This is a genomic window from Ruegeria sp. BHSB196 (assembly GCF_059613135.1).
Map to the genome: position 1 here is coordinate 41,074 of NZ_JBXWRY010000021.1, position 26,629 is coordinate 67,702.

The following is a 26,629-nucleotide window of genomic DNA, read 5'->3' on the forward strand; positions in this document are numbered from 1 at the left end:
CTCAGGTTCCCGACTGAGCCGCTCGCTGGCGTTCGGCCTTCTTCGTCTTGATGTATGCATGAGCTTCCGCAAGACGCTTCTCTAATGGATCCGCCGAATGCGGGTTGGGTTCGCGGCCTTCTTGCGCCCGAAACCGCTTGATGCGTGGCCACAGTGTCAGCGCTTCTTTTTCGCTCATCTGGATGCGCTGCGAGATCATCGCGTCCTGGATGGTCTTCAAGAGTGGCGTGTCGAACGCGCGCGAGGCGACGTCGAAACCTTCCTTGAATGGGTTCACGCTGTCGATCAGATCGATATCCAATTCACGAACATTGACGAACCGCTTCACCATGTTCATCAGGGACAGGTTTTCTGACGGCTCAGCGTCGTACTCTTCGCCCTCTTCAGCAAACCCGCCTTCTTGCGACGCGCGTTTCGCCATGCCGATGAGGTTCATCCGCGCCGCGAGGTCCTGGCGCACGGATTCCGTTTCGTCATCTGACAGGTTTTCGTACGTCGTCTCGATGATATCCGTCAACACCATCTGAGTGGCGACTTCCGGTGCCACATCATCCGCGACAACGCGCCGGTCCATGGCTTGGCAAGCCTTGGCCACGAGTTCGTTCATGTCGTTTTCGACAATCGCACGGGCGCGGGCCGTGGGCGGCTCCATCAAGCCCTTGATCCCGATATGCACGGTGCCGTCGTTCGTGGTCTCGACAGGCGCGCGGATATCCCCATCTTCTCGGCGATAGAATTTGAAGTTGGGCGCCAGCACCTGCTCCATCAGCATCGCGCCCGAAATCGCCTTCAGCATGTCGTTGACCGCGTCAGCGACGACTGTTGTTTCCACACCGGGCTCAGCGACCAGATTAGTGAACTGGGCGTGGGGCTTGCCAGGTGCATCGCGGGTGGCCCGGCCGATGATCTGGACGATCTCTGTTAGCGAATTCCGATAGCCGATGGTCAGCGCATTTTCGCACCACGGCCAGTCGAACCCCTCCTTGGCCATCCCGAGTGCTATGATGATATCGACCTTGGCCCGATCCGCCGCGTCGTCCCGCTTGCCATCAGGACCCTTCGCCTCTGCCTGCAACGCGGCCTTGATGCCGTCGCGTCCGTCGCCGTCATCCACCAGGTCAGCGATTTTCAGAACCCTGCCGTCCGAGGCGCGTTTCACCAGGTCGAACCCGGTGTCCGGATCCCGGCCAACGTGTTCACCGATCGCGCCCATGATCAGCCCAACCTCGTCGTGCTTTTCGCCGAACGCCTCAGCAGACCCGCGATGCGGGATATGGATGATCGTTTTCCGGTCGGTATCGAGAACATCCGGGATCGCCGAGATATACCGCCCGCGATAGAAGGAGTACGAAATCCCAAGTGACTTCAGATGCTCGTATCCCTCTAGCTGCTCATAGTAGCTGTAGGTGATGGACTTGAACCGCGCCTCATCCTCGGGCCGCAGGACCGGCACACTGTCGCCCCGGAAGTAGGACCCGGTCATCGCCATCATGTGGGCTTTCTCGCGGGCCAGCAATTTGCGGAGGATCTCGCCCAGGCGGTTGTCATCCGCCGCTGCAACGTGATGGAACTCATCGACTGCGATCAGGAAATCGTCGAATGCCTCCACCCCGCGTGCCTTCTCGATCGCGTCGAAGGCAAAGCGGAACGTCGCATGGGTGCAGACGATCACACGGGCGTCGCTGTCCATGAAGGCTTCAAACGCCTTCACTTTCTGGGACTTCGCCATGCCATCTTCGCCAAACAGGCAAAGGTTCCATCGCGGCTCCACGTCCCAATCGGCCCAGAAACCGTGCGAGGTCAGGTCGGTCGACCGGAATGAACTGCCGATAGAGGTTTCAGGCACCGCCACGACCACTTTCTTCACGCCCTGGTTTTCGAGCTTGTCGAGCGCGAGGAACATCAAGGCACGGGACTTGCCCGCCGCCGGTGGCGCCTTCAACAACAGGAACTGTGCGGCGCGCGCCTCATAGACGCGGGCCTGCATCGGGCGCTGGCCGAGGCTGTTCGTCTTGGAGTCCGCGCCGGAATGGCCATAGGTCATACGCACAAGATCAACCATTACTCTTTACCATTCTTTTGGGGGCCTCTTCCTTCTTCAGCTTCTCGATCCGGGCAGCATAGAGCTTGAACAGCCGCTCAAGTCGTTCGGTATCGTTGCGGAACGGACGTCCGATATACATCGTCTCGAGCAATTCGTCATTTTGGCGGTGAGCCTCGCGCAGGTCGTCTGGCATGTTGTCCGGATCATAAAGCTGCGCGATGGTTTTGGGGTGGTGCATGTACCGGGTCTTTAAGATTGCGCGTGCCGACGCGCTGAGCGCCTCGAACTGATCCCGAGTGAAGCGGGGCACGGGGAAAGTGTTCCAGCCAAGCGTGTTGGAGTAGCGGAAGCGCGACTCAAGCCTGCCGCATACAGTCCCAATCCAGACCAAATGTAAGCGCGAAGCAATGAGAGCGATACACCATTCGGGTGCATCATAGAGAACAAAGTTAAGGTTGGACGCAATGACATCCGGACCAAGACGATCCACCGGCAGATAGGGCCGACGCTCCGAACTTACGCTTGGTACCAAGATGGTGTGCTGCCAAGTTCCACCATAAACATACTCAAACCGGTATGGTATTTCTGCAAGTCTACGAGTTGCAAGTTTCGCACTCTCCTCCCGGAAAGTTCGTACCCCATCTACGCGCTTGGCGAGTTCTGGAATTCCGTATGCTTCGTCGCATGTGTCTTCATCGATAATTAGGCACCAACGTTCCTTGCTCTGTATCAACTCTTGCGACCCCATGTAGCGCCAAAGGAACTTTGATGCTTCCGGGTGCTCTTCGCGGAGTTTGTGCGCCTGTTCCGCCGAAAGGATCAAATGCCCGCCGTCGCGTGGCGTGTTTCCAATCAACATCTCTGGCAGTTCAAACAGAGAACGTTTGGCTGAAGAAACAGTTACGTCCTGGCCATCTAATAAGTATGGGTTAATGTTATGAGCATTCTTGACGATAGAACCATCGAACAGCGTTTTCTTCTCTCCACTTATCCGCCGCATACCTACAATTACGCACATGACTGCAGCATTGGCTGATGCATTGTTCCGCCATTGGAATGGCTGGTGTGCGAAGAAGATTTCGAGTTCCGAGCCTAGTGCAATCGGCCAAAATGCAGCAACCGACCGCCCCTGACAAACTGAATTGGTCGCCACCAAAGCGGATTTCGCCGCATGGTGTCTTATGTAGTCGGCGGCCTTTATGAACCAACAAAGAACGTAGTCGAGCTTAGTCTCATCCTTCACCCGCCCTGCGTAAACGTGCCTAATCTCTTCTTTTTGATCCTTGGATTGATTGGAATAGCCAAGGAAAGGCGGATTACCTGCAATGAAGATTTCGTCGTCTTCCATTGACGGAGGACAGACTGCTTCCCATTCCAGTCGCAGCGCATTGCCGCAAACGATGTTCCCGCCATCTCGCAGGGGTAGCGCCGGTGCGGTGTTTCCGAATATCTCGCCGAAGCGCGCATTGGCCTGATACTCTGCGATGAAGAGCGCCAGCTTGGCCGTCTCCGCCGCAAAATCCGTGATCTCGATGCCGTAGAAATTCGCCAGCCGCACGCCGGAGAACATCTGCGCCGAGGCGCCGCCATCCAGCTGCGCCAGACGCTCCAGCACGCGCATCTCGCGCGCTCGAAGCTCCCGATAGGCGACGACAAGGAAGTTCCCCGATCCACAGGCCGGGTCAAATACCCGGATACCTTCGATCCGTTTGAGCACGCGCGCCAGCGCCTTTCGGCTATCGCCGGCCTTCTCGATCTGCTCATCCAGATCATCAAGGAAAAGCGGCCCCAGAACCTTGAGGATGTTCGGCACCGAGGTGTAGTGCATCCCCAGTTCGGACCGTTTGTCCGGATCGGCGACCGACTGGATCATGGACCCGAAGATGTCGGGGTTGATCTCTTGCCAATCGAGCTGGCAGGCGTCCTGAAGGTAGCGATAGGCCCCGCGGTCGAATTTCGGCACATCCAGCGCATCGGCGAAAAGTCCGCCGTTCACGTAGGGAAAGGCGTCAGCCCAAGCCGGCAGGTCCTGACGCTGGCCGTCGGGGAGATTCATCGCGGCGAAGGCCGACGCGATGCAGGACTGCGCCTCTTCCCCTTTGTCGCCCGCATGGGTGAAGATGAGACGTGAAAACAGGTTGTCTTCGAAGATCCCCACGTCTTCTGCGAACATGCAGAATATCAGCCGCGTCATCAGTTGGTTCAGGTCATGGCGACGTTCCGGCGTCTTCCAGTCCGGGTTCTTCTTGAGAAGCGCATCATAGAGCTTGGCCAGTCGCCCGGCCGCCTTGACGTCGACCTCGTTCTCTTCCGCCGCCTTGTAGCGCGACATGCCGGCCGCTGGCAGGAAGAACCCGAAGTGATGATGCAGGTCGGCGAACTTTATGTGCAGGCTGTCACCCGAAGCGACATGTTCGGCAGACAAGTCGACACCGTCGGTGGCCAGCAGGATCGCCGGTTTGTGGGCGGTGGTCTTCTTGTCCGACCGGATCATCGACAGACCCTGGTCCACCGCGCCGGGGTCGGTCACCATGGCATAGAACTTGCGGTTCATCAGGACCGCACCGGGCACCTTCGACTTGTTGATCGTCCCACTGCGTAGCTTTGAAACCGTGGCTTGCGGACTTCCCATGGCGGCGGCGAACGCAAACGGGAACTCGCCGCCGTCGAACGGGCGAGCGGCGATTTCTTCCAAGGCGTCTGCGATTTCTGTCGGGTTCATTTAGGGTCCGTCGGTAAACTCATACGAATGCTACAGAAATTTTGGGGCGATGACGATAGCGACCGACGCCTTTGACAGCCCAATTCGGCTATCGCCAATGAAAAAACGTGCGTTGATAATACGCAGCCATTTGAGCCAATCGGAAATCACTGGCGATTTTGGTCCAGTGCAGCATTGTGCGGCAACCATCGACGATGTCGCAAATGAATGATCGGCACCCCGGCCCTGAGGCTAAGCTGAAGAAAGTGACATCTTTAATCGGCCGGACATGACATCAATCACCACAGCCCCTTCAACTGCCGATGCCCACAAGAACGGTGTGCTCTTCGTATTTGCGGCGGGTGTGCTGTGGTCGACGGTCGGCCTCGGTATTCGCCTGATCGAAGACGCCGTCGTGTGGCAGATACTGCTCTACCGGTCGATCAGCCTGTCGCTGTTTCTCTACGTGCTTATCCGCGTGCGGTCTGGCGAAAGCCCATTTGTTCAGATCCGCCGCATAGGCTTTCCGGCTATCGTGGCGGGCCTGTCGCTGGTTGCAGCCTATTCCGGCGGCATCTATGCGATCCAGAACACTTCGGTCGCAAATGCCATGCTTCTGTTTGCAACCGCACCATTTATGGCAGCAGTGCTTGGATGGATCGTGTTGCGGGAGCCCGTCCGCGTGGCAACCTGGATAGCGATCGCCGTCGCTATCGGCGGGATCGGGATCATGGTCGCGGACAAGTCCGGAGTCGTCGCCCTAAAGGGCAGCCTCGCCGCGCTTGGATCAGCCTTCGGTTTTGCTGTCTTCACAGTGGCGCTGCGATGGGGGCGCACAGGAGAAATGCTGCCAGCGGTGTTCCTGTCTGGCCTCTTCGCGCTCGTCATCACTTCGGCCATATGCTTGGGCCTCGGGCTCTCCTTCGTGCTGAGCCCCAGTGATGCCGGCATTGCATTGGGCATGGGCGTGTTCCAAGTCGGGGCAGGGCTGATCCTCTACACACTGGGCTCGCGCAGCCTACCCGCCGCAGAACTCGCCCTGTTGTCCTTAGCCGAAGTGCTACTCGGACCACTCTGGGTCTGGCTGTTTCTGGGGGAAACCGCGACTGCGAACACTCTGATCGGAGGTGCTGTTCTGCTCGCGGCCATTGCGGGCAATGCGCTTTCGGGCAAGCGAAGGAAACCACCGCCAATCACGGCTCCTTAGAACCGCAACCTCGGCCCTGAGCGGACATCCGGTCGATGGCCACGGTGCTGCAGTGCGGCCCTTCAGAGGAGACATTCTCTGTGGCTGCAAATGGCACGACTTCAAAACCAAAAGCTGAACGTCGAAACCAGTGGTTGTCGCGACCGCCGAAGTATGACGAGTCTTCTAAACGTGGCCATCAAGACCACCCTCCGTTTTGGCACACAGTGAAATTAGTGGCCTGTTCATTCTTTGTTCTCTCCAGTAGTATGCGACTGTTCCCATGAGGTAGGGAGGAAAGAATGAGGATCAGAGTCAGTCAATTCATTGATTTCGCTTACGGGGATAAGCGAAAGGACAAGTCAAAAGCGAAGAGCATAATTGACGATCTCGAGCTACCTTATGATCCTGCGAAAGATCGGTACAAACAGTTTCGCGAAGCAATGGCTTCTTATGAGGATAAGGCCATTTCGGATCAGCAGTTCCTAGCACTTCATACAAAGGTAGCTCCAAATAAGTCCTCTGGCTACAGAGTTCTCAGCCAAAACTACCTCGATCTAAAGGAAGATCATGCACTTATATGGCAAGGTCGAAGCCCCATTGAAGCGAATATCGCGGACCTGCAGATTACAACCGCATGGTATCTACGTACCGAGGCCAACAACCAAAGAAGGATTATTTTCCTCCACTTTGGCAAGGAGCAACTACCCAGAAAGAAAGAACGAGGCTTGCTCACAGTACTCCGAATGGCTCAACCAGATTCGGCAGGAGTTGGTATCCTCAATATACAGCCAGGAACGCTAATCACAGCGACCCGGCTGAACCAAGAAGAGGCTGAATACCTACACGAACGGGCTGAAAAATTCTTGTTAATTGCACAGGACCTTAGATCGGCTGAATAGAGATCAGGTAACTCCGCGTTGCCTATCGCTCGGCGCAGCTATGTCAAGATCAAAAGGTCGTACATTGAAGCGGTCGGGCAAGCCGAATCGATCTTCAACACTTATCATCACGTTAACTGTATAAGTTCTCAATTATCGCAAATAGTTCTCGTGGTGTGCCCCCAACTTCTATGTTGCCAAGGCGAGGCGCCGCGCACCCCTTGTACCACTTTTGAACCTCTCCTTGGTCAGTCTGTCGGCTCCCTTTTTCGAAAATATCGCGGTACCGCCGCGGAGAGATTCCGTAAAAATGTTCTATCGAAACTGTGGCTGCATCGGGCGTGTCCGGCACGATGATATCCTCAAACAGGCTCTCAGTTTTGCTCTTTGGGTACGGCTCGATAAAAACAATTCGTTCGACACCTGATGCCACGAGATGCTTTGCGCAGTTATGGCACGGATATGTCGTCACAAAGATGGTCGAACCTTTGACAGACCTACCAAGACGCGCAGCGTCCGCAAGTGCATTCATTTCAGCATGAACCATACGCCCGTACTCAGTGACACCTGAAACAAGCGACTTCTTGATAGCCTTTCGATGATCCGGGTCGTTCAAGATCTCTTCAACTGTACGGTCTTCGGTTATTAGCCCTTGCTTCTTCAGGATGCCCAGGAAATCAAAGATCATGCGGTTGATCTCATTCTTGTTGGCTTCACCCCCAAGATCAATGTCCCGTCGCTTGTTTTCCTCTTCGTCCCAGTAGTTGCCTCCACCGTACTTTGGAACTTCATTGCATCCAATAGAAATAAGATCGCCCGACGGGGTGCAGATAGCCGCACCGACCTGTCTCGACAAATCAACTGACCTCAGCGAAGCAGCCTTGGCCATGTAGCTACCGAACTCATCTGAAGTTGGAGCCACGTTATTTCTTCCGAAGAATGCTTTGATGAATCGTTGGCTGGAGTGCTCAATTGATGCTTCAGAGGTTCCATCGAAGAAAACATCTCCGAGATGGAAGATTTTTGAGATCCGCTGACCTCGGTCTTCGGCTTTTTCGTTTTGATCGATGGCGATCAACTGATCCGCATGCTGCTCACATCTTTCATTGTCCCAACCATGTTGTTCAGTCCGAATTCTTCCGATCAACGAACGTCTTCGTTGTTCCAAAGGGGTGACAACTGAGACCTGCACAAAGCGTTTTCCGAACGCCTTTGTGAGAAGCTCAATCTCTTCGGGCAATTTAAGTTGGTCGATGATGAATGCATGCTCATCAAGCGGTACAACGGCCTGCTCATCCAGTTTTGCCTCATCCGTTTCGCCGCTTGCCGCAGCGGCGGAGCGCCTAAAATCGACAATTTGCCTGATAGCCTCGGATGCAAGAACGGCATTATTGCCAAACGCCTCCCGAACGGCATTGCCCTTCTTGATCTTGTTGTGGAGTACGGATGTGGGAGCTTCCGCAAAGCTTGCGCCCTTGGCAGTCAGTAGTCGATCCATCTCCTTGCTGAGAGAAATCGTTGTCGGGGTGTAGTCCATCTTCTTCAGCGTTGCTGCAAGGCTTTCGCTCGCTTCGTGGATCGGGCATCCGATTGGACCAACCAAACCAAAAACTAGCTCGACACGGCTTCGCATGAAGGAAACTTTCCATAGTTATCAACACAATATTTTGCCTATTACCACGTTCCGTCAAGGCAGGTCTTGATCTGAACGGGCCATTGCATCAAAGTGATCATGCTTGGTGGGGAGGCAACGATGGACCATGAAATGGATCAAAATGTGATGCAGAGCAACCAACCGCAGGCCCAAGCACAAGACGATCAGACGCGTGATCTAGAACAGGAGCGCCGAGTTTACGAACGTATGCTTGAGCGGCAATCCGAGGCATCACGTCAGTATAGTATGGGAAAATTTAGATCGGCGTGAGGCTGGTCTAGGTACACGCTGAATCCTACTCAAGTGGCTAATCCATTGAGTTTTATATCATTTAGCGCGCCATCATATACTCACTCTTGAGAACCAACAGCGTCATGATCTCGTCATCACCTACGCGGAATGACTGCTCACATAGCTCATGTCGGTCGGCGCCCTCGGTATCGAACCAAGTATCCGCGTCCATAAGTGAAAGCGAGATGTCGTCTCGGGCACCCTTATGCAGAATATCGTAGGCATTGCTTTGCGGATCGAGGGTCCGCCGCAGAAACCACCGCTCCCCGACACTCTTTGATCGCTTGAACCAGTTTAGGCCCCCGCGGCTGTAAGAAGCCAGAAGGCTCGGTTCGAAGTCAAGATCCACCAATCTGTATGCCATGGCCGTCTTGCTGACAGAAAAGGCGTCTGAAAGGGAACGCACGGTTCGCATGTCGAATTTCCTGAAGTCACTCAGCGCACTCTTGAGCATGAACCCCGGCATCAACAGCTCTGAGGCGAACCGGTTGGCGCCCTTCTCTCGGGACATTCCTCGTTCCCGCCCCTTGCTACCCCCGATATCCTCTTTTGCACAAAACAGATGTTCTCCCCTGTGCCATTCCCAGTGCCCCAGTTCGTGTGCGAGGGAGAACCTCTGGCGCCGTAGATTTCCATGCGCGTCATTCACGGCGATTATCGCGCGGCCGACGTCAGCTCGACCATGGATGCAAGCCTCACATCCGTCCATTTCCCGGTAGTCGACCTTGGCACCTTGAAGCCAAGCAATGGCTTCAAGGTTGATGTCTTCCGGTCGCTTCAGGCGCAAAGCTTGGAGGATCTCCTCAGCACGACGCGGAGAATGGGTCATTCATCATCGCCCTTTTTGTCGGGCCAAGCGTCATCGTCGAACAGGTCCTCCAAGTCCTTCTCGATCCCTTTTCTGTCTCTCTCGGACAGCTTCTTTCCATGGCGCGCGGCCACCGTGTCCGGCATGAAGCTGTCGGGTCGGCTCCCTGGCCTACGCTGGGGCATGGAGACAACATTCTGGTCGCGCGTCGCACGATCCTTCTCAGCCGCGGCCTTGGCTTCCTTCATTGCCATTTCGGCGACCTCGTCTTTCGCGGTCTCCAGCCAAGCCCTCATGCGATCACCGAAAGCAGCAATGTCCTCCCCGGCCTCCTCAGCCTCTTTCCGAACATCCTCGACTGAGGAATTCGTGATAGCTTCGTCGATTTCCTCCGCCAGGCGATCTTGAAAAGTCTTCTTATCCTTCGCCATCGAGCATCTCTTTCATTTCCGGGTGGGCGTTACGTGTCCTTTTGACACGCTGCACCACCGTGTTGTATTCCCTTTCATTCCAGTCGAGGCCCGTCATGATCTCGGACTTCGATTGCCCTTCCTCCAGTGCCAGGAGGTATAGCTGTGCATCGTCATCACCCTCGAAGAGCGCCATGAAGCGGGCCATGAATTCTTTCTCGAAGAGCTGCCCTTCCTGGTTGCACGACGAGGCGATGTCCTTCGCGGCCTCCATGTCCTTGTCGGTGTTCTTGCGAAACCCGATCCTGGGGCGCTCTGATGCAATGCTCCTCATCACACCGGAGAGAAAGTCGATAAGAGCAACACCTTTGGGCCATTGGCGCGTCCCGGTGATCTCGCTCTTCATCACCCTCATGACGGCCTCTTGAAGGACCTCCTCCTCGTCGCCAGCCCGGATGTTCCGAATGCACCAGTTCCGCGCCTTCTGAAGGAGCTTCCTGAGTGCGACATCATCGCGGAAGAGAAGGTCCAGTTCGTCAGTGAATTCCTTGAGAGTATGGAACTCCTGGGGTGTGTCTTTCGCCATGCCAATCGCCGTATTCGCTGCTCTTCAAATGTATATGCACACGCAGTGACCTACCGCGGTCAAGAAAATCCAAAAAAAATCTGAAGGCTGCGAACGCCAACCGTCTTGTGCCGCGCATACACCTTTGAAGGCGCCTGCTGCGGGCGTCGAGCAGGCAATAAGAGGATCACTGCCATGACTACCGAACAGATGGAAATCGAAGATCTCCAGGCCGCCCTGAAGGCCGGCCGCAAGCCCCGCGACCACGGACCCTACAAGGTCAAAGTCGGCGACCACGACCTGAAGTTCACCGACGCCGTCATCGACGATCCGACGCCCACCGGCCGCCAGATCATCGAAGGGGCCGGCTTCCGCAAGGCCGAGGAACACCTCGTGTTCCAGGTGCTGCGCAACGGTGAACTCGAGGAACTTCGCCTCGAGGAAACCACGGACCTGCGCCCCGGCCAGGTCGAGCGCTTCCTGGTCTTCCCGAGCGCGGAATCCTTCCGCTTCGACATCGATGGCAAACGCCTCGAGTGGGGCCACAAGGTCATCAGCGGGCGCGTGCTCAAGAAGCTGGCCGGGGTCGATCCCGCCAAATTCGCCGTCTGGCAGGTGATCCCCGGCAAGGATGACATCCTAGTCGGCGACACCGATCTGATCTGCCTCGCGGATGCTGGCCTGGAGCACTTCTTCACCGGCGTGCCCCAGACGACGGAAGGGGGTGCGGCATGAGCCTCCTCCCCCGTCAGGATCGCCGCTACCTCGAGGGTCGCGGCATCACCGTTCGCGAGGTCATCGAAGGCGGAAAGAAGGGCGTGATCCTCACCGGGATCACGCTGCCGGAAGGCAAGTATCAGGTCGCCCAGGTGGATATCCTGATCCTGCTGCCGCCCTCGTATCCCGAGGTCGCCCCCGACATGTTCTACGCCGTGCCTCATCTGAAGCTCCTTGCCGGCCAGCGTGAGCCCCGCTGCACGCAGGCACGCCAGGCCTTCGATGGCCAGAACTGGCAGCGCTGGTCTCGCCATAACAACCAGTGGCGTCCCGGCACCGACGGCATCTGGACCATGCTGAAGCGGGTCGAAGAGGCCCTGGAGGTGGCGGCATGAAGCGCAGCGACATCACCCTCCACGCCCGCCACCGCGACAAGCTGCAGGCGCTGCTCGCGCACCCCCGTGGGCACGAGGGCGCCGCCTACATGCTGCTCGGCAAAAGCGAGATCGCGCAGGACCCCTGGGACCTCGAGCCGCGGACCCGTTACACCTCCTACGAGGTCATCGCGATCCCGCAGGAGGACCGCGTCGATGCCAGCGACAAGCACGTCACCTGGAATACCAACTCCTTCGCCCAGCTCTGTCGCCGGGCCAAGGAGGAAGGCCTGGTGCCGGCGATCGTTCATAGTCACCCGGGAGGCTTCGACGGTTTCTCGGACCAGGACGATCGCAACGAGCGCGACCTCTTCACCATGGCTCGGAACCGTAACGGCGAAGGGACACGCTTGGTGAGCGTCGTGCAAGTCGGTGAAGGCCTCTACCGGGCACGGGTCTGGGAAGACGACATGACACCCTTGCCCTGTCACCGCGTGACCGTCATCGGCACTCGGCTCGAGATCCAGTCGACCGACGTGCCGACTCCGTCGGAAGCTTTGGCCCGGCAGGCACTGGCCTTCGGGCCGGAGGTCAACGGACTCCTCAATCAGCTCTCCGTTGCCGTAGTAGGCTGCGGCGGCACCGGAAGCCCGGTAGTCCAGCTCCTCGCTCGCCTCGGCGTGGGGCGCATCGTGGTTATCGACGACGACGTGGTCGAGCAATCCAACCTGAACCGCCTGTATGGCGCGACCCGGAAGGATGCTGACAACGCTGTGCCCAAGGTCGACGTCATGGCGCGCGAGGTGACGATGATGGGCCTCGACGTCGACATCCGGTCCATGAACGGCTGGGTGGATGCGCCGCATATCCGTGACGCGCTGAAATCCTGCGACGTCATTTTCGGATGCACGGACGATCACGCCGGGCGCCTCTACCTGAACCGCGTCGCGCATTTCTACCTGATCCCGGTGATTGATGTCGGGCTGGTCCTGATGCCCCGTGACGATGGTGAGCCCGGCCTCCTCGAGATGGCCGCGCGGGTCAGCGTGCTCTATCCAACGTCGGCGTGCCACGGCTGCCGCGGCACGGTCAATCGCGTCAGGGCTCGTGAGGAGGACCTCCAGCGATCAGACCCCGCCGAATACGAACGACAGAAGACCGAAGCCTACGTCCGCGGCGGGGGCAATCCGGCACCGGCCGTGGTCACCTTCACCTCTGAGGCGGCCACCATGGCGGTGAACGAACTCCTTGCCGGTCTCGTCGATTACCGCGCAACCGGTGGATGGACATGGCAACGCTATCGCAAGCTCGACAAGGGTTTCGAGCGTTCACAGGCGGCGCAGCCCCGGCCGGACTGCCCGGTCTGCGGCAGCGAGGAATACTGGGGTCTCGGCGACGTCGACCCGTTCCTGGATCGTATTGGGTGAGTGGAATGATGATCGACATTGTGCGGAAGAGCCTTGAGCTCTTCCGCTTCATTCCACGAAGTGACCTGCTTGCCAGAGTAACACCCAAACACCCGACGCCGGATCAGATCGTGCCGGGGGAGATGATCATCGTGCGCGATGGCGTCGACAAATGGGCTTGCTTCCACTGCCCCGGTGGGTGTGGCGAAACCATCAAGCTGTCGCTGAGCAAAAACCAGAGACCTAGGTGGACGGCCATGTCAGACTGGTTGAGGCGACCGACCATCTCGCCCTCGGTCCGACAAACGAACGAATGCCGGTGTCACTTCTGGATCCGGCAAGGGCGAATTGATTGGTGCAAGGATAGTCCTCGCCGTTAGCTTCACAGCAGCGACAGTGCGAAACCAGATTTCGTAAGAAATGGAAGATGGTTCTGAACGGCTGAACGGCGGCTTTGCTGAATTACCAGAGTCTGTTGCGTGCATGCCGCGAATGGCAGCTTCCCGCCCTCCCTGACAGACAAGCGATGCCTACCACCCTATAGCGCAACCAGCTTTTAACCGCCTTCACCCTCTCGCAACATCGCTTCCATGTCGTCCAAGCCATCGACGGCGGAACGCATCTGCGCCTCATCAACGACGCTCGCTGCCTTAGCATCCGCAACCAGGCCTCCAAAATCCATTTCCAACTGCCGCTGTTCCTCTGCGACGACAGCTTGAACGACCGGCGCGGTCTTCTTTGAGGCAACATGGGTTTGCTCTGACGATTGGCCATCAGCAGCCAGGCGTGCGGCCACCACATCGGCTTCAGATCCACGGGGCCCGTCCGGTGGCGGCGTCATTGGCATGGCGCGCATACTCAGAGGCAGCGTACCCTGCTCCCCCCCTCCCCCTGGCTCCGGGAACGGCAATTCGCCCGTCTGCGCCGCGTGGATCGCCTTAAACAGGCGGTCGTCGAAATACTGGATCCGTTTTGCACGGACAGGCATTTGGGCATCGATGACCATAACGATCTCGTCGAGCGGTAGGCGGCGCGCTTCATCTTCAGGAAGCAAGGAGCTTTCCTCGGTCCGTGTTGATTGGCTGCGCCCCTCGAAGGGGTTCTTGCCGATGGATTGCGAGCGCGTGACCACGGTCTTCGTGGTCTTGCCGACCGCCTTGCTCAGCTCCTCAACGGTCTTCTCATCCGAGGGCGTGAGATAGAGTTTCACGCCGGCATTGCCCTGCAGCGCGCGGCGGGTGTTCTCGCCGTAGATTTCATCAAGGGCGGGAATGGTTTGCGTGACCACGGCCAGGTGACCGCGATACGTGCGCAGGGTCTCGATGCTCTCGACAACGATGGGCATCTTGCCGAGACGATTGAACTCATCGAGCATGATCATGACCGGCCAAGGCTCGTCTGGCCCTGGGTCTTTTTCCTGCATGGCGGAGAGGAGATCGGAGAAGAAGAGGCGGATCAGGGGTGCCAAAGGCTTCACCATGAGTGGCTGGACCACGAGATAGACCGAAAAGGGCTTCTTGCGGATGGTCCGGAAATCAAAATCCGACACCGCCGTCGCTTCATCAATGGCCGGGTTCTGCCATTGGTCCAGCCCCGAGGTCATCAGAAGCGAGACGTAAGAGGTCAGCGTGTCGTTGTTGGTCGAGGCCAGCCGCGTAAAGATCAGCTTCGCAGCCCTGTTGTCCACCTCATGGCCCCGCGCGAAATACTCCTTCTGCTTGTTCCCGCCCGAGGCCGCGATGCGGTAGATTTCGCCCAGGGTCGGACGTTTGCGTTGGAACGCCAACAGGCCTGCTGCCACAAAGAGATCAATCCCGCCCTTGAGGAGGCCCTGCACCCGGTCATTGTCGCTTTGCAGGAAGAGCGTCGCCAGAAGCTGCAGTTCCATCTGCTGGCGCGCGGGATCTTTCAGCTCAAAGATGCGCAGGAGCGGGTTGTAGCGATGCGTGCGCTTGCCCTCCCAATCGGTGGGGGCAAAGCGATAGACCTTGTCGCCTTGGGCCGCACGGTGCCGGGCCGTAGCCTCGAAACACTCGCCCTTCACATCGAGCGTCACGGCGGAGCCTTGCCAGGTCAGCAGGTTCGGAATGACGAAGCCCGTGGTCTTGCCGCGGCCCGTGGGGGCCACGATCAGCGCATGGGGGAAGACCTTCGAGCAGATGTATTTTGCGCGGGAGCCGGGGGTACCAAGTTTGCCGAGAATGAACCCGGTCCCTGGCTCTCCAAAAAACCCGTTGGCCTTCATCTCGCGCGCGCTCTGCCAATGGGTCTGGCCAAAGCGTGTGAGCGCGGAGCCCGAGAGGGCGAGGCTCAGCATCAGGCCGGCGGCGGCAAAGCTGCCGACGATCAGGTGAATAAGTTGCGCGTCCTCAGGGCGGCGATCGAGGATCGCCATGTAGTTCTGCGCGATATAGGCGAAGTCGATCTCGGCCCCGAAGCCGAGATCCTGGTAGGTCAGCACCGCCGAGGCGATGGTATAGCCCATGGCCCCGGTCACCAGCGTCACCAGCAAGACGCCGGTTGCGATCCACGCTTTTCCCATGGAGGCGCTCAATGGACCTGACCCCGCTCGGTCTCGCCATCCACGTCTGTCGCACGGTGTTTTTCGTATTCGGCATCGGCCAGTTCATCGACCACCTGGCGCAAGGCCTCAGTATTGGCCGTCGCGGCATCGGATTGCAGGTAGACCTTGGCGACATAGAGCCGGTCGAGACGGTCCTCGAGAACCTTGTCCAGCGCATCGGCATCGCCGGATGTGAGCCGCTCAAGTTGGCGGTCATCCAGCGCCCGCGTGATCTCCTCGCGGAAAGCATCCCGCTCCGCCTCGGTCTCGAAGGGCGCGGACAACTCCCCCGCCCGCTCATGGTCCACGACACGCGCAATCTCCTCTGCGAGGCGGTCGGTACGGTCAGTCTGCGGCGCCGTTTCATCGCGGGCTGCGAGGAGTGCGTCGCGCGTGCCAGACCCAATCCCGTCTCGTAACTCGGTTTCGCGGCGGACCTGATTGATGGCCTCCGTGTCGCGGATCTCGACGACGGCCGCGTAGGTCGCGCCAAGCCCGCGGGCGAGGTGCGACGGCATGTCCGGATATCGCCTGCGCAAGTCATCCGCGACAGCATCTGCAACAGGCGTGCGGACATCGCGTGCCTCCATGATCCGGTCGACCTCGCGGATAATCTCGCTGGCGCGGGCCACATCGGTGATGGTCTCCCGGTAGGGCTCGGACCGGTCGATCACATCGTCCGGACGGGCGAGCAGGTCTGGATGTGCCTCGAGATATGCCCGCTGCTCCGCCTCGATCTGGCGTTCCGCCCGTGAGACAACCTCCCAGTCCCGGTCCTCGATCTGCTGCACTGTCAGACCCTCTGCGCGCATTTCCTGACGGATTGTCCCTTCCATCGCCCGGACCGCGCCCTCTTGATAATGGAACCGCTCGCTGACCGGGTCCGCTTCCATGACACCATCCCGGCGCAGCACGTTCTCCCGCTCCAAGAGCGTGCCAAGTTCGACGTGCACATCGTTGAGAATGTCGCGCGCCTGTTCCAGATCGGCGCGGCGTTCGAGGTTCAGATCGCGCGCCTCGGCCACCTTGGAGAGATCATTTGCGATCCATTGATGTTCCAGTGCGGCGCTCGAGGCGCTGGTTTCGATCCGGGCCACCACTTCCGATGTGCTGATCCCCGTGCCCCGCAGGGCCGCGTCGATCCGCGACCGGAGGCGCGGCTCTGCGAGGCGTTCGAGCTGGCTCTCCTGGATATTCGCCTCGGAATAGACCCCGCCCTCCGAGGGCGCCTCAGACAGCGTGGATGATCGCAATCCGAGAGGCTGCATGTGCTGGACCTGCGTCTGGATCTCGATGAGACGTTTTTCCAGCATGGGACGTTCCGCGTCGGACTTCTCAGCGATCATGCCCTGCACCCGTGCAAGCTTCTCTGCATAGAGGCTTCTCAGATCCTCGAAGCTTTGATCCTCGGCCATATAGACATCTCCTGTTCGGTCCAACTGTCCGCCGCGCGCCAGCACCTCGCCCGCGCGGAAGAGTGCCGCCGCAATATCCTCGCGAGCCTCCCGCGAGGCTTCCGCGGCAAGCGAATGGTAGACGGTCCTGGTGTTGGCGATCTCCGCGAGCGTCCGCGTCAGGTCGGCCCCCACACGTTCCCGCTCGCGGGGCGCGCGCCCCTCTTCTTTCGCGGCATAGACCTCACGGGTGCGGGCCGGGTAATGCACGACACCGCGATCCACCCGGCGCGTGGCCTCCAGGCGCACGCCGTACTTCTCAGCCTCCTCGACCATGGCGAGGCGGAAATCGTCATAGTTGAAGCGGTGGTTGCGCCCCAGAAAGAAGAACTCGCCTTCCTGCGAGCGGCGGTTCAGCACCAGATGCGCATGGGGGTGATCGCGGTCCTCATGCACCGCGATGATGTAGTCGAAATGCCCCTCATCGGTCTGGAAGAACCGCTCTGCCACGTCCGTCGAGATGTCGCGCACATCCTCGCCGCGCGTGCCAACTGGGAAGGACATGAGCATGTGGGTGGTCTGCCCGAGCTTGGGCTTGAAGCCCGCATCCCACCGCTTGGCAAAGCGCTCGGTGAGGTCCTTGATGTCCTTCGCTTCGAGCTTCGCCTTGCCATCGAGGAACCCGCTACTGTCCACGATATGGGTAGACTTGGTGGTGAGGTAATCGAGCTGGTTTGTGAGCTGTGATTTGGTATGCGTACCGCCGCCCCGGATCGCCTTGAAGACGGCTGGCCGATGCCCTGCCGCCGCGCGCGCAAGCTGGCTCTGCTTGGCCACGTGCAGCCCCTGCATCGAGCCCCGGATCCGGCTCCAGCCGTCCCGGAAAACCTCCCCGGTGACCGCGTCAACCGCATCATTCAGCCGCATGGGCAAACTCCCTCAGCGCGGCCGTAGCCTCGAGCTGCATCGCGTCGCGACGGCGGCGCAGGAGCAGGTCGATCTCATCAGCGGAATCGAGGATGAACCGCGCCAGTCCGCGCATCTGCGCGAGGCGCAATTCGGTGAACTCGGCACGCGTGCCGCCATCAGCCCCCTGCCCTATCCGGTTGGCCCGCGTCATCTGCTTGGCGATCTGCGCGACCCCATTACCGACCTCGTGCAGAGAGGCGCGGTAGCGCGCCATCTCTGCCGCCATCTGCGCATCCGGAACAAACACCCCACCCGCCGCCTGGATGAGCCGCCGCAGCCCCTCCGCGCGGCTCTCGATTCCGGCCTTCGCCAACACCGCGTCGAGCGCCGCAAGCTCCGCAGCCGTAACTTTCACACTGACTGCTGAGACCGGGATCGCGGCATCCATCTGACGCTCGGCATCGGCTTTGAGCGTGTACTGGATCGCCCGCGGCGTAACGCCAAACCGCTCAGCAAGCACCGAAGTGGAAACGCCTTCCGCAGCCTCGCGAACAATCTCCATGCGGTCCGCATCGGTGAGACGTTTTGAGCGCGACATGCGAAGAAAGACCCCCTATTTCCTGCCACCTTCCACCAAGGCTGTCCCAGCTTACGATAATATACCCAGCTGTCAATTATATACTTTCGCTGCATGCAGTCTCAGGCAGCCTTGGTGTCCGCTTCACGCCGCGGCCCGCAGGGACGCGGCTCTGCCGCCCTCACCATCAAGAACTCCACTTGCCACATCGGCCTCCTACCCCAGCACCGCCCGAGGGTCTGGCCGAACACGCATGTGTTCGGACGGAGCCGTGGGCGGGCGCAAACCCCACCGACAGGGCGGACAGACAGGGTCAAGGAGGGCCAGATTTGGGCCACCAAATCTCTGCCGCAAAAACCGGGAGGCCCTGACCGACAGGTTTTTGTGGATGGCCCCCTTGAGGCTGACTGGCCGGTCTGTCGCGGCCTGATCATTCCGAGCGGCGATCGTCCTTTGAGCGCGCGGCTACCGGCACCAAGAGGAGGTCGCTGTAGGCGATCACCCGCGCCGGTGACGGCATCCCTGGAACAGGGATCGGGCCGCCCCAAGATCGTCCTGGGGCGGCCCATCCTCGTCTGAGGATTTAGTCCTGGGGATCCTTCGCGCTCGGTGGGAACATCACCAGCTCCGAGACCGCGACCGGGAAGTCGAGCTTGAGGCTGAAGAACTCCGAACCGTCCCCGTTGCGGGTGTTCCGGAACATGGCGCCCACGCGCTGAAAACGGGTGCGCTCCTGGCCATCGGTGTCGGAGAACTTGACGGGGACAGTGGCGACGTAGTGGTTGGTCATTTGGGTTACTCCTTGTTGCGATGGGGATCACCCGGCACGGGGGCAAGAGGCCCGGTCGCAAGCGCAAATGCGGAGGGTCCGCGGCTCCGCCGTGGAAGCCGTATTTGTGCTTGCCGGAGCGTCAGCGCAGGGCACGATTGGGCCGACCCCGTGCGATCCACATCAATGAGCAAAAAGGAGTGACCCGAATTTGTGCCACCACTTTGAAGCCGCCATCGAACCCGTCGATCGTGACCGGAGATGGCCTGGTTCGTTCTGATCCAATGCATCTGGATTACGATCCGTCACGCTCGCTCGCGGCGGCTCAGCGTTCCGCCGCGCGTGAAGACCCGTCGTGTGTGTCGGGTGGGCGCCCCTGCTATCGGCACCAGGGTTGAGGGCGTGGGGGACATCTGGTGCGGCCACATAGGTACGGCACGGCCAGACCTTCCGCAATGAGCGTGCTGCCGACGTCCCGACCGTCAACGAACAACGATCCGCAGAACCGCCCGAAGTTACATTGATCCGTACCCTCTGTCCCGGGCCGGCAGGAACAGGCCACGCGCTCAAATTCAATTGATGTCGCACCCCGTACTAATTGGCCAAGACGCGCGGTCGCGCGCTCCCCAACCTCACGCTCTGCAGTGCAGGCGGGTCTCCATGTCTCAGGCGCGTTAAATCCAACGAGACGCACGTTCGCTCTCAGGCCTCGAACATTGATCGTATCACCGTCAATGATCCGCACATCGCTGGCGCGAAGCGACCGATCCTGGGAGGCGGGTCGCTCTGTCGTCGGCGCGACCGGTGACAGGAAACTGGTCGCCATCCAGCCCGTACCAAAGTCGGATCGAATTTGTGTCCACTGCCCTTCTTCTCGAAGCTTTTCGACGCGGGTTCCCTCGCTCAAGACACCCATCACGGCATTCGAAGTAGACGGTCCAGCACGTTGATTGACACGTGTCCCTGTCACATAGACGTAAGCGGCGTCGGCAGTTTGCGATGAGGGAACGGCTGACGGACTGTAGGGTGTGGATCGCGAGTTCGATGATTCAAACACTGATCCAAACAATGCGAATAATCCGACAGCAATCACCAGCGGCACCATGATTTGGCGTTGAGCCTTGCGCACGGCACGCCGAGGTGCATTGATCGCGCGCGTCACGGAGACCGGACGGGGTCTCGCCTGAACGGTTCTGGTACTGCGCTTTGGTGCTGGTTGAGAAGTCCTGTCGTCGGTCGCTGCCCTTGTCTGGGCCGGTTTTTCCCGTTCCAGTTTCAAGACTTTGTGCAGGCTCGCATACTGCGCTTTGCTCAGGCGCGTCTCCGTTCCATAACGCTGAAACCGTTCAGCCATATTTGTGAGGAAGGACACTTCCCAATCGTTTGCCTGACCGGACCGCAAACGCGCATCAATGCGCGATTGAATCTCTTTGGTGCGTTCCGGAGAAAAAGGCATCTAGGAAAAACCTGGGCGGGTGTTGATCGGTGCAACAAATGTCTTCTGCCGCACGGCCACATTAAGCTGTAATTGCATAGAGATACCATCTAGCCATTCCCGAAACCAGATTGGCCGGACTACGATCACCAAGCCTGTCGATGCCCATTGTTGGAGTTAACTGCGACACCGCCGATGTTCACACACTTCAGGGAAAACGGTGAAAGGGCCGCCCGAAGGCGACCCTCTCGGTTCACATCTCTGCGGACTTCTTAGCCGGGTCAGCAACCCGCATGACCGTCAGGCCCTTCGCTTCCGCCTTCTGCCCGAGGTTCAGCGCGACCCCGTTGCCGCCGAAGAGTACAACCCCCGTCGCCGCAAACTTGTCGTCCAGCATTTCGTCGTTGCACTTGAACGGTGCCGCCCGCCCATGCGCGGACCAGCGAGGATCGAAGCGCGCCTGCGCGACACCGCGTGCGCGGGCCCACCGGGCCGCAATCATCTCCGCCCCGTGCTTGCCACCCTTGTGGCAGAGGAAGATCTCCTGGTTGCGGTTCTGCTTGATCCGTTCGCGAACCTTGTCGAGCGTGTTGAAGATCACATCGACATCAGTCCAGTCGGTGGCGCCTGAGACGATCAGGGGCACCCCCTCGACTTTCGACTTCTCGGCGGTTTCACGGTCGTGCTGCTCGAGGAGCTGCCGCGCCTCGAAGACCGCCCCGGTCTCTTGCGCCCGGACGCTTGCGCGCGACCCGGCTGCCGGGATGAAGGCGTGACCGGTCTCGATCTCGTAGCATTCCGCTGCAGCCTCGCTCATCACCTCGATGGCGCTGACAATCTCGCGAAGCTGCAGAAAACGCGCCTGCGCGTCTTCGAGCGCGGTCTCGGCGATCTCCGATCCGTCGTGGGATTTTGCCAGCGCGCCAATCTTGTCGGCGGTGCGGTCGACCTCCTTGCCAAGCGCCACCTTGCGCCGCTGCAGGATCGTGGCGAGCCCATGGGCCAGCGGTTCGATTTCTGCTTCGAGCCCGGTCCCGCGCAACTGACCAAGCAGAGCCTCGAAGCTCTCGCGGATGATGCGGTCGGTCAGGATGTGATCTTCCGGGATCGGCAGCTGCGCATCCTTCTCGGTCAGCCCGAAAAGCTCGATGGTCTCGTAGGTGTTTGCTGTGTCGTAAGCCATATTCAATCTCCAGATATTGGGTTCGACCACCACGTGAGTGTGGGGGCATGGCCGAATGCCTGGTTTCCGAATCTGCCCGGGTCAGGGACGGCGCAGCCGCCGGCTTGCCGGGCGCAAAAGTTTTCCGCGCGCAACACCCGAGACACGCGCCCCCTCACGCACGGGACCGCGCCGCACCACAAGCGCCGCCCTCGCCGAAAAGTTTTGCGATCCTTGACGCGGGCTGATTTGGGGGCCATCCGGAGGATATGCTTCCGCACTCATGTGTGTGTGTTTTGACGGTAGGTTTGCCCGACCCGAGCAGGCAAACGGCCCGACCGGACGCGGAAGACGGATGGAGCGGCGGGATCGTTTTGGCCTCGGGCCAAAACAAACCAGAGCGCAATCCGGCGGAGCGGCCGGGGAGGGACGTGCTCGCGAGGCGGGCAAACCGGGATGCCAGGTGCAACGCCGCGGTGAGGCCGCATGGCCGAATGCGCGACGGACCGAAGGGCCGTTCTCCCCAGCGACACGCGAAGCCGAGCAGGGGAGGCCAATCGGCTGGAGTCACTCAGGTCCTTCTAATCGCTCAGGCCTACAGCCCTATTTTTGTAGGTCCGCCACAGCCCCAAGCGTTTGATGCGATACTCGACCAATTCTGGGGAAGTGCCGAACCAAGCGGCAATCTCAGCGGCAGACTTCCCTGCAGTGACCTGGGATCTGACTTCGGTTTCAGGGAGCATGGTCGCGGAGGCGAGATAGAACGCATCGTGTTCCTCAGTGCTATCGTAAGTCCGACCGAACGCATCGGCGACTTTTGCAATCCGGGTCAGTTTGTGTCCGAGGAGGATGTGCCAACACTCTTCAAGATATGTAACTTTCTGACGTTCCGGTGTGTGGCTGTCGTTCCGCAGGATTGCCCACCTATCCTCGGTAATGTCGAGAGGAACGCTCATGGCGGACCATTCGCGACCGCCTGATCCGAGCAAGAAGTTCGCGCATTCGGCACCAAGGCCGTGAACATCGGACACGGTGTAAACATCCACGCCATCAATTCGAATGTGCAGCGCGTCGAGGGGCGCATCTAATGCAACTTCCAAGTCGTCCCGCAGTCCATTCGCCATTTCTTCCATTTCGGATTTGGACAGTGCGACTGACCCGGCCAACTCAGAGTCGGTTTCGGCGAAATCCTCGCTGATAGGGAACGCGTTGCTGTTGTTTCGCACGAGTTGTTGTGCCGCCTGCAAAAGGCAGTGTACCGTTTTTGACTGGACGTTCTTCGCTGCGCGGAAGTGAACCAACGCCACACTGTCGAAGGATAGACCAGCATCTTGGGCACCCGGACCGAGCCACTCGATAATCCGAATCGTTGAATTGTTGTCGGGTTCACCCTCGCCGCGCTCAATCCGAGCCAGCGAGGAAAAGCTGATGCCGACGCGCTCAGATAGAGCCCTGATGCTAAGCCCTTCAGATTCGCGCTTTTTCTTCAGCGCTTTGATCAAAGCCTGCTTGTCTGTCTTCATAAGTTAATGCCGTGCTAATCGCACGCCTTGACACGGCGCGCAGTCCTCCCATAGTGTGCTTTTAACACAGAGTCGCACAACATCAAGTGTCCGGGCCTCGGTCCGAAGGCTTTTGGAAAGGGCGGTAGGAATGAGGAAGAGCATCGAGGACGACCTGAAAGCCATCGGCTTAGGCCTCGACGCGGGCATTCTGCCGACGGTGTTCAATCGGGGGGTCATTCGGCCCGACAACTCCTCGGTTGTCTTGAAACCTTCGGGCCAGGAGAAAGCCGATGCACGGCACCAATCGACACGATCCGCAACCAGACCGTGGGAACGGCCCGCCGGAGGGCAAGGGACGACCGGACAATCCCGGTCGCCCGATTCCGGAGCACCGTTCGTCCAGTCAGGACTACGGTCTCGCTATGCGGAAGGCATAGAGGAATGCCGGGACGCGTACCCGGGTCTCCTCTCGTTTCCTCAAGAAAGGCAGATGTGGCTCTTTGCTGAGAGCGATCTGATCGAAGGCCTAGGTAGGAGAGCCGCATTTGCCATTCAACTTCCCTACACCACCAGCAGGCCAGTTCGAGCCTGGGGCTTTTGGACCACGGCTTTCAGCAAGACGTGGATCGGGCCGCGGCATACGAATTTTCCCGATGGCTCGATTTGCGCATTCGAGCCAAGAGACAAGACATGGCTTCCCGGCGGTTCGGTGACCGGACTGCTCGACCTTTATAGCCTCTGGGCCGTGCGGCACCTCTACCTCGAGAAATACGGAAAATGGCCCGGCCGGCAATCTGTGCCGATTGCAGCTGAGAGACTGCTCGAACTCGGCGACGATGAGTTTTGCGGATGTGAACATCCATTCGGGCAATACGCCCAGTGCTGTCGGTCATCTGACCAGAAGAACACCTCCGGTTCTGAGCTACTTGATTTTGCATTGAAGACCCGTAGGCCTCCAGCGGAGGTTCTTCAGTTTGTTTGGAACCCAACCAGCCCTCCGCCTCGGAGGGACCCAACTAAACGCCAAACTTGAGAAGGAGAATTCAGATGGCAAGTAAAGGCAACGGCGGGAGCTATCGCAGCGCGAGATCGGGGCGTTACGTGACCAAAGCTTACGGGAAGTCGCATCCGCGCACCACGGTGAAGGAAGCTCCAGGTAAGAGCGGTTCCACCGCTGGCAGTTATCGGAGCGCAATTTCCGGGCGCTTCGTGACGGCAAAGCATGGCAGGGCCAACCCGGGTACGACCGTTCGAGAAAAGTGACTGTCCTGCTTTGCCGTATGAAGTCGACTGACCGCGGTAGCTGGTAGCGCTGAAGAAACCGCCCCGAACATAATTGTCGTCGTTTGATCTGACTGGTTCGAATATAGCAAGCTGGAGAATGCGACAGCCCAACCATTTTTCGCCTAAGGGCAAATATAGGCTGGTTTGCAGCTGAACAAGGCACATGGACCGGGCGGGTCATCGTCGCGTTTCTCTCACCGACTCCAGCACAGCATTAGGGGAACCGTGTCCCCACGGTTCCCCATGCCCTTACTGTATCGAGGTTACTCGTCGGGATCACGCGACCAGCGACAGCCCCGCGCCCGCGTCCTGCGCCTGCTCACCGCTGTCGATGAACGGGATGATCGAGAAGGTCTGCCCGCCGCGCTGCTCTTCGTTCTGCACGGCGTTGACGCGCAGGTCCCCATCGGGCGTGCTGATCAGCAGCGACAGGTAATCATTGCCGGTGCGGCTGCTTTTGGCCATCCAGGCCGAGCCGACGCGGATCGGTGTGCCCCGGGGCGAGCTGACTTCGATGCGGTAGTCGGGATGGGTGTCCCCGGACTTGAACTTGTTCTCAATCAGCATGAACTCCAGATCGAACATCATATTGGCGATGTAGCCGGTGAAGGCGTTGTCAGCGTCCATGGCGGTGAGCTCGCCCGAGATCGAGCCGGATTTCATCAGACCGTTCGAGACCAACGGGATGATCTCGAATTCGCCGCTCTGGGCCGCGCGCGCCTCTTTCGTCTGCACCGCGTTGACCCGGAACGGGCCGAGACCCACATCGATCTGCATCGAGATGTAGGGGTTTCCGCTGGTATTGCCCGTCTCGTTCCAGGCCGTGCCGATGCGGACCTTGCGGCCCGATTTGTTGACTGCTGTCACGTCGTAATCCGGACTGCGCGCGGACATCTTGGCCCGTGCCTCAAGCTGGATGGCGATGTCAAAGCGTGACGAGTGGATCATGCCGGTGTACTCGGCGGCTGCGGTTTCGGCATTGCGGGTGAGGTTTCCTGCGAACATGGGATGGTTCCTTTTGGATTGGCCGGTGCCTGACGTCCTTGCCAGCGCATCCGGGATTGCTTTCTCGACCCCTTGAGGGATCGCAAATCAGAAAGCTTGCTTTCCCTTTATGCCCCGCCCCCGGCTTCGCGATGCCGTCTGAGTAGGTGTGCCGCCGCGCCCCCGGGTGCTGCGCCCCTCTCCTGCCCGTCTGATCTTGATTGGCGGCCCGGATTTTCCACAGCGTCCTTCGATTGCGCGATGAAGAACTCCGCTTCATCCCCGTTCAACCGGTGCCCTTCCCGGTCGGTCAGACCGATGCAGCTGCCGTTCGGCAGAAAGCTGATCAGGTACTGACCGAACCGGTCCTTGTGGACAACGTAGCCGGTATTGGCCCAGTGCACGGTCTGGCCGGCATCGACGGCCGCCTTGATGTCATCGAGTGTCATGCGAACCTCCTTACGAAGAATGGTGAGGAAACTACGCAGGAAGCCCGGTCGTCAAACCGGGCTTCACTGCAGCATTTGTTTGGCAAACGGCCGAGGCTGTCAGGCACCTTGCGTGGCTTGTGTCGCGCGCGCCGCCATCCAATCTTTCAAACCAAGAACCGTTCTGCCGGCGACGACTTCAGATGCCCAGGCGGCCCTTGGGTCGCCGCAGGGCTCATCGCCGGAATGCCGGTCGATGTGGCCATTGGCCATCCATGGCTCGGGCTGGATCCGCCGCAGCCAGTCCGCCATGCTCGGGATACGGCCCTGGCAGTCTTCGCGGACATGCTGCTCGCCGATCCAGCGCACGGGGATGTCCCGACCTGCGCTATTGGTCAGGGTCAGACCGAAGACACGTTCAGCATCGAACAGACCTTGGGTATGGTGGCGCAAGGCCCGGTGCGTGAAAAGCGCGAGGTGCTCTTTCGAGGCGTCAAACCAATCGTGGACGGCCTGATAGTCAGACGGCACCCCGCCGAATTTCCGGGCAGAGCTTTCAGCGTGATGAAGCGGATGGGCCAT

At 59.4% G+C, this 26,629-nt stretch carries 23 protein-coding genes; 7 read left to right on the top strand and 16 right to left on the bottom strand.

The annotated features are described in order from the left end of the window. Position 1: 1 nt before the first annotated feature. A complete protein-coding gene (locus tag AC2FNJ_RS11910; protein WP_496764431.1) occupies positions 2–2,062 on the bottom strand; it encodes a DEAD/DEAH box helicase in 2,061 nt (686 codons plus the stop codon). Beyond that, on the bottom strand, positions 2,055–4,766 hold the full coding sequence (locus AC2FNJ_RS11915; protein ID WP_496764432.1) for a DNA methyltransferase: 2,712 nt from the start codon (positions 4,764–4,766) through the stop codon (positions 2,055–2,057). Before AC2FNJ_RS11915 ends, AC2FNJ_RS11910 begins: the two co-directional genes overlap by 8 nt. A 268-nt stretch (positions 4,767–5,034) precedes the next feature. Here AC2FNJ_RS11915 and AC2FNJ_RS11920 point away from each other — a divergent pair, with 268 nt between their 5' ends. Both AC2FNJ_RS11920 and AC2FNJ_RS11925 read left to right on the top strand, forming a co-directional pair. Beyond that, complete coding sequence (locus tag AC2FNJ_RS11920; RefSeq protein WP_496764433.1) at positions 5,035–5,952, top strand: DMT family transporter; 918 nt, start codon at positions 5,035–5,037, stop codon at positions 5,950–5,952. A gap of 281 nt (positions 5,953–6,233) precedes the next feature. Beyond that, the gene (locus AC2FNJ_RS11925; RefSeq protein ID WP_496764434.1) at positions 6,234–6,833 is read left to right on the top strand and encodes a hypothetical protein; all 600 of its coding nucleotides are present in this window, start codon (positions 6,234–6,236) and stop codon (positions 6,831–6,833) included. 112 nt (positions 6,834–6,945) lie between these two features. Here the strand turns inward: AC2FNJ_RS11925 and AC2FNJ_RS11930 are convergent, their stop codons facing one another. Further along, entirely contained in the window at positions 6,946–8,445 is a 1,500-nt protein-coding gene (locus AC2FNJ_RS11930) for an anti-phage dCTP deaminase (RefSeq protein ID WP_496764435.1), read from the bottom strand. Positions 8,446–8,565: 120 nt separating this feature from the next. On the opposite strand from AC2FNJ_RS11930, the gene AC2FNJ_RS11935 reads away from it, so the two are divergent. Next, complete coding sequence (locus tag AC2FNJ_RS11935; protein ID WP_158091020.1) at positions 8,566–8,736, top strand: hypothetical protein; 171 nt, start codon at positions 8,566–8,568, stop codon at positions 8,734–8,736. Between the two features lie 61 nt (positions 8,737–8,797). On the opposite strand, the gene AC2FNJ_RS11940 is transcribed toward AC2FNJ_RS11935, so the two are convergent. The 3 genes from AC2FNJ_RS11940 to AC2FNJ_RS11950 are packed head-to-tail and all read right to left on the bottom strand — an operon-like array spanning position 8,798 to position 10,561. Then, complete coding sequence (locus AC2FNJ_RS11940; RefSeq protein WP_085638597.1) at positions 8,798–9,586, bottom strand: ImmA/IrrE family metallo-endopeptidase; 789 nt, start codon at positions 9,584–9,586, stop codon at positions 8,798–8,800. Continuing rightward, positions 9,583–9,996 (bottom strand): hypothetical protein, encoded by a 414-nt coding sequence (locus AC2FNJ_RS11945; RefSeq protein WP_496764436.1) that lies wholly within the window; start codon positions 9,994–9,996, stop codon positions 9,583–9,585. Before AC2FNJ_RS11945 ends, AC2FNJ_RS11940 begins: the two co-directional genes overlap by 4 nt. Then, positions 9,983–10,561 carry a hypothetical protein gene (locus tag AC2FNJ_RS11950; protein WP_496764437.1) on the bottom strand — a complete coding sequence of 193 codons (579 nt, stop codon included), beginning with the start codon at positions 10,559–10,561 and terminating at the stop codon, positions 9,983–9,985. Before AC2FNJ_RS11950 ends, AC2FNJ_RS11945 begins: the two co-directional genes overlap by 14 nt. Before the next feature lie 174 nt (positions 10,562–10,735). On the opposite strand from AC2FNJ_RS11950, the gene AC2FNJ_RS11955 reads away from it, so the two are divergent. The 4 genes from AC2FNJ_RS11955 to AC2FNJ_RS11970 are packed head-to-tail and all read left to right on the top strand — an operon-like array spanning position 10,736 to position 13,417. Continuing rightward, a complete protein-coding gene (locus AC2FNJ_RS11955; protein ID WP_085638606.1) occupies positions 10,736–11,275 on the top strand; it encodes a multiubiquitin domain-containing protein in 540 nt (179 codons plus the stop codon). Continuing rightward, on the top strand, positions 11,272–11,652 hold the full coding sequence (locus AC2FNJ_RS11960) for an E2/UBC family protein (RefSeq protein ID WP_496712493.1): 381 nt from the start codon (positions 11,272–11,274) through the stop codon (positions 11,650–11,652). The genes AC2FNJ_RS11955 and AC2FNJ_RS11960 overlap by 4 nt, the downstream gene beginning before the upstream one ends. After that, positions 11,649–13,058 carry a ThiF family adenylyltransferase gene (locus AC2FNJ_RS11965; protein ID WP_496764438.1) on the top strand — a complete coding sequence of 470 codons (1,410 nt, stop codon included), beginning with the start codon at positions 11,649–11,651 and terminating at the stop codon, positions 13,056–13,058. The genes AC2FNJ_RS11960 and AC2FNJ_RS11965 overlap by 4 nt, the downstream gene beginning before the upstream one ends. An 8-nt stretch (positions 13,059–13,066) precedes the next feature. Further along, positions 13,067–13,417, top strand: coding sequence for a ubiquitination-like system serine protease family protein (locus AC2FNJ_RS11970; RefSeq protein WP_496764459.1), 351 nt, complete (start codon positions 13,067–13,069; stop codon positions 13,415–13,417). Positions 13,418–13,593: 176 nt separating this feature from the next. On the opposite strand, the gene AC2FNJ_RS11975 is transcribed toward AC2FNJ_RS11970, so the two are convergent. The 10 genes from AC2FNJ_RS11975 to AC2FNJ_RS12020 all read right to left on the bottom strand — a co-directional run bounded on the left by AC2FNJ_RS11975 (position 13,594) and on the right by AC2FNJ_RS12020 (position 26,629). Then, a complete protein-coding gene (locus AC2FNJ_RS11975; protein WP_496764439.1) occupies positions 13,594–15,579 on the bottom strand; it encodes a type IV secretory system conjugative DNA transfer family protein in 1,986 nt (661 codons plus the stop codon). Positions 15,580–15,587: 8 nt separating this feature from the next. Next, a complete protein-coding gene (locus tag AC2FNJ_RS11980) occupies positions 15,588–17,921 on the bottom strand; it encodes a relaxase/mobilization nuclease domain-containing protein (RefSeq protein WP_496764440.1) in 2,334 nt (777 codons plus the stop codon). Next, the gene (locus AC2FNJ_RS11985; protein WP_496764441.1) at positions 17,908–18,501 is read right to left on the bottom strand and encodes a transposase; all 594 of its coding nucleotides are present in this window, start codon (positions 18,499–18,501) and stop codon (positions 17,908–17,910) included. Before AC2FNJ_RS11985 ends, AC2FNJ_RS11980 begins: the two co-directional genes overlap by 14 nt. A gap of 562 nt (positions 18,502–19,063) precedes the next feature. Then, positions 19,064–19,270 carry a hypothetical protein gene (locus AC2FNJ_RS11990; RefSeq protein ID WP_496764442.1) on the bottom strand — a complete coding sequence of 69 codons (207 nt, stop codon included), beginning with the start codon at positions 19,268–19,270 and terminating at the stop codon, positions 19,064–19,066. Between the two features lie 358 nt (positions 19,271–19,628). Beyond that, a complete protein-coding gene (locus tag AC2FNJ_RS11995) occupies positions 19,629–20,705 on the bottom strand; it encodes an SH3 domain-containing protein (RefSeq protein WP_496764443.1) in 1,077 nt (358 codons plus the stop codon). 232 nt (positions 20,706–20,937) lie between these two features. Then, the gene (locus AC2FNJ_RS12000) at positions 20,938–21,867 is read right to left on the bottom strand and encodes a DUF2493 domain-containing protein (protein ID WP_496764461.1); all 930 of its coding nucleotides are present in this window, start codon (positions 21,865–21,867) and stop codon (positions 20,938–20,940) included. Between the two features lie 560 nt (positions 21,868–22,427). Further along, a complete protein-coding gene (locus AC2FNJ_RS12005) occupies positions 22,428–23,369 on the bottom strand; it encodes an ImmA/IrrE family metallo-endopeptidase (RefSeq protein ID WP_496764444.1) in 942 nt (313 codons plus the stop codon). A gap of 1,542 nt (positions 23,370–24,911) precedes the next feature. Continuing rightward, positions 24,912–25,640: a DUF736 family protein gene (locus AC2FNJ_RS12010; RefSeq protein WP_496764445.1), complete on the bottom strand. Its 729-nt coding sequence runs from the start codon at positions 25,638–25,640 to the stop codon at positions 24,912–24,914. Positions 25,641–25,747: 107 nt separating this feature from the next. After that, positions 25,748–26,068, bottom strand: a complete 321-nt coding sequence (locus AC2FNJ_RS12015) for a hypothetical protein (RefSeq protein ID WP_496764446.1) — start codon at positions 26,066–26,068, stop codon at positions 25,748–25,750. A 99-nt stretch (positions 26,069–26,167) separates the two neighbouring features. After that, positions 26,168–26,629, bottom strand: a complete 462-nt coding sequence (locus AC2FNJ_RS12020) for a DUF6915 family protein (protein ID WP_496764447.1) — start codon at positions 26,627–26,629, stop codon at positions 26,168–26,170.